The 9,060-nt window shown below is 33.9% G+C and carries 8 protein-coding genes; 6 read left to right on the top strand and 2 right to left on the bottom strand.

The window, feature by feature from the left end; translation table 11 throughout:
- Positions 1 to 830 precede the first annotated feature (830 nt).
- The 4 genes from A9G24_RS03130 to A9G24_RS03115 all read left to right on the top strand — a co-directional run bounded on the left by A9G24_RS03130 (position 831) and on the right by A9G24_RS03115 (position 3,739).
- A complete protein-coding gene (locus A9G24_RS03130; RefSeq protein ID WP_065637720.1) occupies positions 831 to 1,490 on the top strand; it encodes a PFL_4669 family integrating conjugative element protein in 660 nt (219 codons plus the stop codon).
- Positions 1,491 to 1,507: 17 nt separating this feature from the next.
- A complete protein-coding gene (locus tag A9G24_RS03125) occupies positions 1,508 to 2,038 on the top strand; it encodes a DUF3158 family protein (RefSeq protein ID WP_065637719.1) in 531 nt (176 codons plus the stop codon).
- A gap of 17 nt (positions 2,039 to 2,055) precedes the next feature.
- Positions 2,056 to 2,550: a single-stranded DNA-binding protein gene (gene ssb / locus A9G24_RS03120; protein WP_065637718.1), complete on the top strand. Its 495-nt coding sequence runs from the start codon at positions 2,056 to 2,058 to the stop codon at positions 2,548 to 2,550.
- Positions 2,551 to 2,737: 187 nt separating this feature from the next.
- Positions 2,738 to 3,739, top strand: coding sequence for a hypothetical protein (locus A9G24_RS03115; RefSeq protein ID WP_141673047.1), 1,002 nt, complete (start codon positions 2,738 to 2,740; stop codon positions 3,737 to 3,739).
- Between the two features lie 38 nt (positions 3,740 to 3,777).
- On the opposite strand, the gene A9G24_RS12440 is transcribed toward A9G24_RS03115, so the two are convergent.
- On the bottom strand, positions 3,778 to 4,230 hold the full coding sequence (locus A9G24_RS12440) for a hypothetical protein (protein ID WP_081303060.1): 453 nt from the start codon (positions 4,228 to 4,230) through the stop codon (positions 3,778 to 3,780).
- Between the two features lie 163 nt (positions 4,231 to 4,393).
- On the opposite strand from A9G24_RS12440, the gene A9G24_RS03105 reads away from it, so the two are divergent.
- Both A9G24_RS03105 and A9G24_RS03100 read left to right on the top strand, forming a co-directional pair.
- Positions 4,394 to 6,415 (top strand): DNA topoisomerase III, encoded by a 2,022-nt coding sequence (locus A9G24_RS03105; protein WP_065637722.1) that lies wholly within the window; start codon positions 4,394 to 4,396, stop codon positions 6,413 to 6,415.
- Positions 6,412 to 7,680 (top strand): AAA family ATPase, encoded by a 1,269-nt coding sequence (locus tag A9G24_RS03100; RefSeq protein WP_255307222.1) that lies wholly within the window; start codon positions 6,412 to 6,414, stop codon positions 7,678 to 7,680. Before A9G24_RS03105 ends, A9G24_RS03100 begins: the two co-directional genes overlap by 4 nt.
- 702 nt (positions 7,681 to 8,382) lie before the next feature.
- Here the strand turns inward: A9G24_RS03100 and A9G24_RS03095 are convergent.
- Positions 8,383 to 9,060, bottom strand: a 678-nt coding sequence (locus A9G24_RS03095) for an IS3 family transposase (RefSeq protein WP_176701156.1), incomplete at its 5' end; no start/stop codon positions are given.

Raw genomic sequence — 9,060 nt, 5'->3', positions numbered from 1 at the left:
CTAGCTGAGTGGTTAGTCTCTGTAACGGGGGGTTACAACTAGCTGAGTGGTTAATCTCTGTAACGGGGGTTTACAGCTAGCTGGGTAGTTCAATTACTGTAACGGGGGGTTACAGTGAACTAAGTAGTTAATTTACTGTAACGGGGGGTTACAGCTAGCTGGAGACAACATCTATCCCTAAAAGGCCTTTTAAAGGTAATAGAGTAAATGAGATTGTTTACTGTTACGGGGGGCAACAGCTAGCTAGGTGGTTAATCTCTGTTACGGGGGGCAACAGCTAGCTGGGTAGTTCAATTACTGTAACGGGGGGTTACAGTGAACTAAGTAGTTAATTTACTGTAACGGGGGTTTACAGCTAGCTGAGTGGTTAGTCTCTGTAAAGGGGGGTTACAACTAGCTGAGTAGTCCAATTACTGTAACGGGGGGTTACAACTAGCTGAGTGGTTAATCTCTGTAACGGGGGGTTACAGTGAACTAAGTAGTTAATTTACTGTAACGGGGGGTTACAGCTAGCTGAGTGGTTAATCTCTGTAACGGGGGTTTACAGCTAGCTGGGTAGTTCAATTACTGTAACGGGGGGTTACAGTGAACTAAGTAGTTAATTTACTGTAACGGGGGGTTACAGCTAGCTGAGTAGTTAATCTCTGTAACGGGGGGTTACAGCTAGCTGAGTGGTTAGTCTCTGTAACGGGGGTTTACAGCTAGCTGGAGACAACATCTATCCCTAAAAGGCCTTTTAAAGGTAATAGAGTAAATGAGATTGTTTACTGTTACGGGGGTTTACAGCTAGCTGAATTAATTTTTAATTTTATTTAAATAGGAGTATTCCCATGGAAACAATTGAAAACAACCAAGTTGGTGTTTTACGAAGTGATATTAAAATAGAGCTTCATACTGTTCCAGCAATTCAAATCTGGTACGGCAGAAAAAAAACTGATGATAAGCATCCAATTCAAAGTATGACAAGGGCTATTGCATATTTAAGAGTTATTGAAATTGCAACACGGTTGGATGATCCGTATGCTGATATGAGATTAACTAAATTCTATAAGCATATTACTAAAATTGAGAAATTACTAGATATTGAGAATTACCGTATCGATGAGGTCCTTAAATCAGTTCCGAGCGGTTTTAAAATAAGCGATGCAACATCTGTTAAGCCTGTCGATTTGAATCTCTTTATTAATGTTCCCAGTGGTTATCAATTAGTATTTTTACTGTGTAAATTTGATTTATTTGTCCGAAAAATTCAGCTAGCTAAACATATTTCATTAATCAAAAATAGTGATGCATCAGATCGGCAGAATATGATTGCTCATGAATTACGTTCGTTAATTACTTATATAACTAAATATAAACGGTTGGGGGTAACACGAAAAGATTTTGTCGATAATACTCCATTAGCAGCTAAAGCTATTGAGCAACTTGGAGCTGTACCTGAAGAAATTCTAAATGCAGATAAAATGCGAGACAGAACAGTATCAAATTAACATAATAAGGTGAGCTAATGAATGAGCTTTATAAAGATGAATATGCAAATACACTCTCTCACTTAGATTATCAATTTGCAAAACAACATCTATCCCTAAAAGGCCTTTTAAAGCCTTTTAAAGATAAGGGGGAGTACAAAATTATTTTACAAGAAATTGAGTCGCACATTTCGAAGCTAGAAAACATTGCAGAAAGACTCATCAATGACACGAGAGATAAATTACCAATTAAATATTTACCGTTTTATTTAAAAAAAAGACGTCTATCAAATGGTTCAGTATATTTGAGCTGGAAGTATAAGAAAATAATCATTGTTGATGGTAAAACCAGTCGTACTGAAATAGAGGGGAAACGATTGATATTAGATGCGTTGAAACAAAATAATTTGAGTCATGATGATAAAGTTTTTATCAGGCAATTAGAAGTTGATCGCTTAACGTTAAATTTTCAAATGCGAGTATGTATTCGAATCAGGCATTTGATTAATGAAATGTTGCCAAAATTTGATGAGCTGAATATATCAACTAAATTAAATAATATGAGTTAATAAATTGGAGCAAGAACATGGCTAGAGGAATAAACAAGGTAATTTTAGTTGGTAATCTGGGACAAGATCCTGAGGTTCGTTATATGCCGAATGGCAATGCTGTTGCTAATTTTAGTGTTGCAACATCTGAAAACTGGAAAGATAAACAGACTGGCGAAACCCGTGATCGCACTGAATGGCATCGTATTGTTGTATTTGGTAAATTAGCTGAGATTGCTGGTGAATACTTAAAGAAAGGTTCACAAGTCTATCTTGAAGGACAGTTACAAACTCGTAAATGGCAAGATAAGTCCGAACAAGATCGTTATACTACAGAAGTTGTGATTAACCCAATCGGCGGTACTTTACAAATGTTAGGTTCACGGGATGGTTCACAAAATTGGGGACAAAGTGCAAACAATTCTCCATCTGCACCAGTGCCACAATCAACAACGCAAAATGCACCAACTACAGAACAAGGTACAGCTATGCCAGAGCCGCCAATGGATTTTGATGACGATATCCCATTCTAGAGTTTATAAATATTAAATAGGTAATCTAGCTAAAAGTAGTTAGGCTATCTATTTTTCTAGTGTTATTTTTAATTCATATCCGTTCATATCGTCATTCTCTAATTTTAAAATACGAAAATTTTTCGTATTTTGATTTGAAATTTTATTTATATTTATAACTGAATAAATCAGGAAATAAAATGATTTATTGAATAATTTAAAAAAATTAATGATAATAAATTATGAAAATGTAAAAAAGGTAGAAGATAATATGCACTTATATAAGATTTCGCCTGATAGTACAATATTTCATGTCATTGAACGGAATCAATTTGAAAAAGATACACAAAGTAAATTTCCTTTCGTTCAACAAAATGACAAAGGTGAAGCTTGCTATTTTGCTATTTGTCCTGCCTGTGATAATCCTATACAAATTATAAATCTATATCACAGCTCAGATAAATTATTGAACCCTTACGGGAAGCATTATCACAAGCAGGTTAACGGATCTTATAACAACGTCGTGCAATTAGGCTATTTTAATCCTGATAATTATAAACAATGCCCATTTGCAGCACATAACGCAAATAAACGTTATGACCCATCTCATAGAAAATCAAAGCTAGACGACATATCCAGAAAAATATTAATAATCTTAAACCAATATTTAGATCGAATTATTTATCTTATCCAAAAAGATATTGGTTTTCAAATAGGCAAGAATTTACTTATCAATATGTTACAAAATTATATTAACTTTGAAGGGTATCTTTATTGCGGAGCTACAACTCTTAATGTTCCCTGGATATTTGCTTATATGTCTAAAAACCATTCCTTGTTTGGTAAAAAAATAATAGACAGCACATTAAAGGACACAATTCTAGAAAAGACTAATAAATTTATAAAAATGGAAAAAGGATGTTTCACTTTTTCTAGTAAAATTTTTACAGAATTAAATTTCTATTTTACAAATCATATTCCGCTTAGTGCTAATAACAAAAAAGAGTCTATAGATTTAGTCATTACTTATCAAGTTTCAAATAGTGAATTTCGTGAACCACAAGAAATTTACCGAAAAACTATCGAAATGAATCATGTTTATTTTAGTAATTTAATAAATCTGGACCAGGGCAAATGGCATAAAAATTCTTTTAATGATTATTGTATAGAACAAGCAAATGAATTGATATCACCTATACTTATAAGATAAATTTAATATAGGTGATGTTCGTCGTAAAATTTACTAATTTAAAACTTATTGGATAAGTGGTAGCGATTTTCTACTAATATCCAAAATTGGACGTTTATTTGCGGTATATAGTTGTTTTGCTCTGCTATTTTTAAACAATTAAGAATAGTTAAAAGCCCAATTTGAAACTCATGTTTGGTATCTTTAACTTTAAATAAAATAGGATTATCGCAATTGTCACAAATGCAGTTTGTAATAATAGCAGGATTTTTCATACAAATTTTTTTATGAGCATTGTAACAGTCATCATTTTTATAATATTCATTTAACGTATTAGTCCATTTATCGTCTTTAGGAATATATCCGAGTTGCATTGCCAGTTGTGCAAAATAGATAATATTAAAAATTCCAATACAAAAATTGTTTTCCCCGTTTGACATGTTGAATATTAGTGTTTCATGGTTTTTATAATCTAAAAATGAATGATTAACGGGAATAGCCATATCTATCATAGTTTACTCCAATAATTATTTATTGAGCTTTAATTATAATTATGCTGTATATGTTTTTTATTATTAAATCAATATTCCATTTAGCAATATTGATTTAACTATCCCATATTTATTTCAATTCATTAATATTCAGTTATCAAAAACAATAAGAGAATGAATGTTAATGAAATTATTTATTTGTGAAAAGCCAAGCCAAGCAAAAGATATTCGTGACCACATTGGTGCAACAGTTAGTGATAACGGCTTTTATCGAAGCCCAAACAGTGAAATTTGTATCACTTGGTGTGTTGGACATTTACTTGAACTTGCAGAACCTGATGCTTACGATGAAAAGTTTAAAAAATGGAATATTTCTGATTTACCAATCTTACCTAGCTCTTGGATTTATAACGTTTCAAAAAAAACAGCAAAACAATACAAAACAATTGAAAACTTAGTAAAAAAAGCCACTATTATTGTGATCGCAACAGACCCAGATCGAGAGGGGGAAGCTATTGCGTGGTCTTTGTTAGAACGTTTTAACTGGAAAGGTGAAACAAAGCGGTTGTGGTTTTCAGCACTTGATGATTCATCAATAAGAAAAGCGCTTGCGAATCTTAAGATTGCTAGTGAAACTTATCCGTTGTATTTGGCTGCTCAAGCTCGAGCAAAAGCTGATTGGCTTGTTGGATTAAATAGTACTAGGCTATTTACATTATTGGGTAGAAATTCAGGTTTTGAAGGGGTTTTATCTGTGGGTCGTGTTCAAACACCTGTGCTAAAGTTAATTGTCGATAGGGATAGAGAAATTAAAAATTTCATACCCAAACCTTATTTTTCTGTCAATATTCAGTTATCAAAAACATCGCAGATATTTAATGCTACATGGATGCCTGAGGAGAATATAGACGAAGCTGGGCGGTGTTTCAGTGAATCGTTTGCAAGACAAATAGCACAAAAATTGCAGCATTCAAGAGAAGCAAAAGTTATTGATGTTAACACTGAACGGGTTAAATTCTCTCCTCCTTTAGCATTTAGTTTAAGTGACTTGCAGAAAGCCTGCTCTAAAAAGTATGGTATGTCTATGCCTCAAGTGCTGAATATTGCTCAATCCCTTTATGAAACCCATAAAATTACAACTTACCCAAGAACTGATTGTGGATATTTGCCCGAATCAATGTTTGATGAAGCCGAAACCATAGTTTCTGTCATTATGAAAAATGATCCTGAAATGGCAAAATTTATGCCACAGGTTAATTTAGCCCATAAGTCTCGACTTTGGAATGATAAAAAAGTAACCGCACACCATGGCATTATCCCAACGTCAAAGATTATTGAATTGTCACAACTTAGTGCAGATGAATTAAAAGTCTATGATTTGATTCGACGAAACTATTTAGCTAATTTCATGGTGCATAATGAAGTAGATAAAACAGTAGTTAATTTAATTAGTGCTGAACAGAAATTTCAATCAAAAGGTACCGTACTAGTTGAGCAAGGATGGAAAGTATTATTTGCAAAAGACAACATTGAAAATGCTGAAGATGTTGATGATAAACAAAAACTCCCTGTTTTATCTTCAGGAGATACCTGTATTATCTCTAAGGTAGATATTAGATCATTACAAACTAAGCCACCATCACATTTTGATGATGCAAGCTTGCTTGATGCAATGAAGCAAATTGCAAAATATATAGAAAACCCTCAGCTAAAAAAAATGTTAAAGGAAACATCAGGGATCGGTACAGAAGCAACAAGGGCTGGAATTGTAGAAACATTAGAAAAACGTAATTACATTGAACGAAAAAAGAAAGCTATCTTAGCAACTGATATTGCCTACGCACTGATAGACACATTACCTCCAGTTTTAAAAGATCCTGGTATGACAGCCTTGTGGGAGCAAGAATTAGAAAATATTGCAACGGGTCAACAGCAACAAAGCGAGTTTATGCGTAAACAGTATATTTTTATTAACCAACTTATTCAAACGTATAAAGGAGCTGAATTACCTAAAAATACAACGAAAAATTCAAAAGCAAAATCATACGATTGCCCTGAATGTAAAAGTGGTACACTCATCAAAAGAGAAGGTAAAAACCAAAAAGGCAAATATATATGGTTTGGTTGTTCTCGTTATAAAGATGGGTGCAAATTTACATGTTTTGGAGACAAAAAAGGTAATCCTATTCTAAGGAGTGTAAAATGAGCCATTCAAATTCTAAGAACAAAAAAATGTGGCAGTACGCTATTGATTTACATAAACAGCTCTATCCAAACGACTTCGGTGTTCTCATCAAAGACGGCGGTTATTTTCCTAAAATCAGCGAGATACTTATTACACGCCGAAAAAAAAGAATTTACAGTTTACTCGATATAGAACGATTACCGTCACATTTAATGTCATCGAATTCATTACCTTTAGTTGTGAAAACTGGCAATGGGCGACGGTTGATGTTTCAAGATGCCTCTGGTTTTTTTAGAATAAAACTAAATAATGAGCATACTATTCATATTTTACGATCTGTTCTGAATTCTAAAATATCAATTGAATATACGATTGGAACTGAAAAAGCGTTATTGCTGCTACATGATATTTGTCAAACTGGTGTGAAAAAGTTAATCAGAAATTTGCCCAAGAGTGGTGTTTGGGAAATATATGACTACAATAATTTACCGTATTACCAAAAAATTAAAACTCAAATAGTCGACGAATTTGAACGATTTGCTGTACATCCTAAATACAAAATATTAGAAGATGATTTCAAACAATTTTTTGATGATATTGAATATTATACTCGATACGGCCAATCTGGAATGAGAAAAGTTTTATTAACAGGTCCTCCCGGGACGGGTAAAACCACTATTGTTAAATCTCTAGCATCTATTCATAGAAAAAATATTGCTATTATTTACGCATCGGGTGACAATTTTTATCTAGCGTGCAAAGAAGCGGCAAAAAAACAAAGGCCAGTATTAATTATTGCAGAAGAAATCGATGAGTTGTACCGTGCAAATGCGTCGGTATTAAGTTTCCTTGACGGTAGCCTGACTCCAGTAAACAAAGCTGGCACGTATGTCATATTTTCGACAAACTATCCCAAAAGGATAGATCCGCGTATTAGCAAACGACCTGGTCGAATTGACAGAATAATTTCAGTTGGTGCTTTTAGACGCAAAGCCGCTATTGAGTGCGCAAAAATGTATCTTCCTGCCGATTGTAACATTGCTGACAAGGAATTGGGGGACGCATTAGATAGAACAACTCCAGCGGAGATCAAAGAGATTATCAATGTTGCATTGGGTATGATAAGAGCAACAAAAGATGATTTAACAGGTAATGCGCTTATTAATGCGCGAAAATATCTTAGCAAGTCATTAAAAATTGCTATTAATGAATGTGACGAAGACTCTGATTTTCGAAATGATCATTATGATGAATATGGTCCTGAGCCAGATTATAATGATTATTGATATTGTAAAATTAAATGAATTGTGACAGAATCAAGACTTACTCCGGTGTTTTTGTGGTTTTGCGGTCATAAAATCACTAATTTATTTCAGATTAATTTTTAACCCTTATTAATCTGAAATCCTAAGTCCATAATTTATGGCTGCTTGTAACAACTCTGTGTAACGTTACAACTATACATACGGTTGGATAGAGCTGTATGTGTATCAGAGCTGATTTAATTCACATCAATTTTGAAATATATTTGAATATACAACAAGGAACAAGGTGGTTCTTGTTCCTGTCCTTATGTCAGAACTCAGGGGGAATACCATTGTTCATTGTAAAACAGTGGTATTTACCTTGTTTGTTCTATAACAACACCAAAACTGAATGGTAAAAATCAGTAGCCCTTAGTGCGTTAACGCGTGCCAGGCAAAGCTGTTTAAAACAGATTTGTTTATTCGGTTCAACTCAGCTAACTAAATAGCGAATCGAGAATATGTGCAAAATGACATGATTTTTGAGGGGAGAGTGCATTTTGTCACTTTTTATTGAGTAATATTTAACTCTAATTATATTAATTATATATATACTTGAAAACAAAAAGCCCATTTTATAAATGGGTTTTTTTGTCATATTCAGAATTGATTTATTTGTTTACTCAGTCATCATTGCATTTTACTGTAAATACCCCAAACTTAGTACACAACTTACGTAGAAAATTAAGCTGCCTGTTTTAATGTTTTATACTCAATCGGTGTCATGTTATTTAATGCCTCATGCGGTCTTTCGGTGTTATACACTGTTAGCCATTCTTCGGTTACCTTTCTTGCTTGTTCTAGATTATTAAAAAGATATAAATCGAGTACTTCAGTACGATAGGTACGATTAAATCGTTCAATATAGCCATTTTGATAAGGGCTACCGGGCTGGATATAATCAATGGCTATATCATGGGATTTAGCCCAGTTTATAAAGGTTTTTCCTGTAAATTCTGGCCCATTATCGACCCGTATTTTTAATGGATAGCCATGATATTCAGCCAGTTTATCTAAGTAACGGGTAATTCTCCCTGCCGGTAAGCTTACTGCAATATCAATGCCTAGCGCCTCACGATTAAAGTCATCGATGACATTGAACGTCCTAAAGCGACGCTGATTACGACTACTGTCACTCATAAAATCCATTGACCAACATTCACCTTGTTTATTGGGGACTAATAACCTTTCTGGGTTTCGTGGAGGAATGCGCTGTTTACGCTTTACCCTGAGATTAAGCTTTAATTCACAATACACCCGATACACCCGTTTATGATTCCATTTATAGCCGAGCTTTCTGATGCGATTAAAACATTTGGGAAAGCCCCAGCGTAAATGCCGGTCTGTGATAGCATTCAACAC

The organism is Gilliamella sp. App6-5, from assembly GCF_001690525.1.
Taxonomy (GTDB): Bacteria; Pseudomonadota; Gammaproteobacteria; order Enterobacterales; family Orbaceae; genus Gilliamella; species Gilliamella apicola_H.
This window is presented reverse-complemented; position numbering and strand designations above follow the sequence as displayed.

Coding starts and splice junctions, on each gene's coding strand:
- A9G24_RS03130 (WP_065637720.1), top strand. CDS start 831: ATGGAAACAATTGAAAACAACCAAGTTGGTGTTTTACGAAGTGATATT.
- A9G24_RS03125 (WP_065637719.1), top strand. CDS start 1,508: ATGAATGAGCTTTATAAAGATGAATATGCAAATACACTCTCTCACTTA.
- ssb (WP_065637718.1), top strand. CDS start 2,056: ATGGCTAGAGGAATAAACAAGGTAATTTTAGTTGGTAATCTGGGACAA.
- A9G24_RS12440 (WP_081303060.1), bottom strand. CDS start 4,230: ATGATAGATATGGCTATTCCCGTTAATCATTCATTTTTAGATTATAAA.
- A9G24_RS03105 (WP_065637722.1), top strand. CDS start 4,394: ATGAAATTATTTATTTGTGAAAAGCCAAGCCAAGCAAAAGATATTCGT.
- A9G24_RS03100 (WP_255307222.1), top strand. CDS start 6,412: ATGAGCCATTCAAATTCTAAGAACAAAAAAATGTGGCAGTACGCTATT.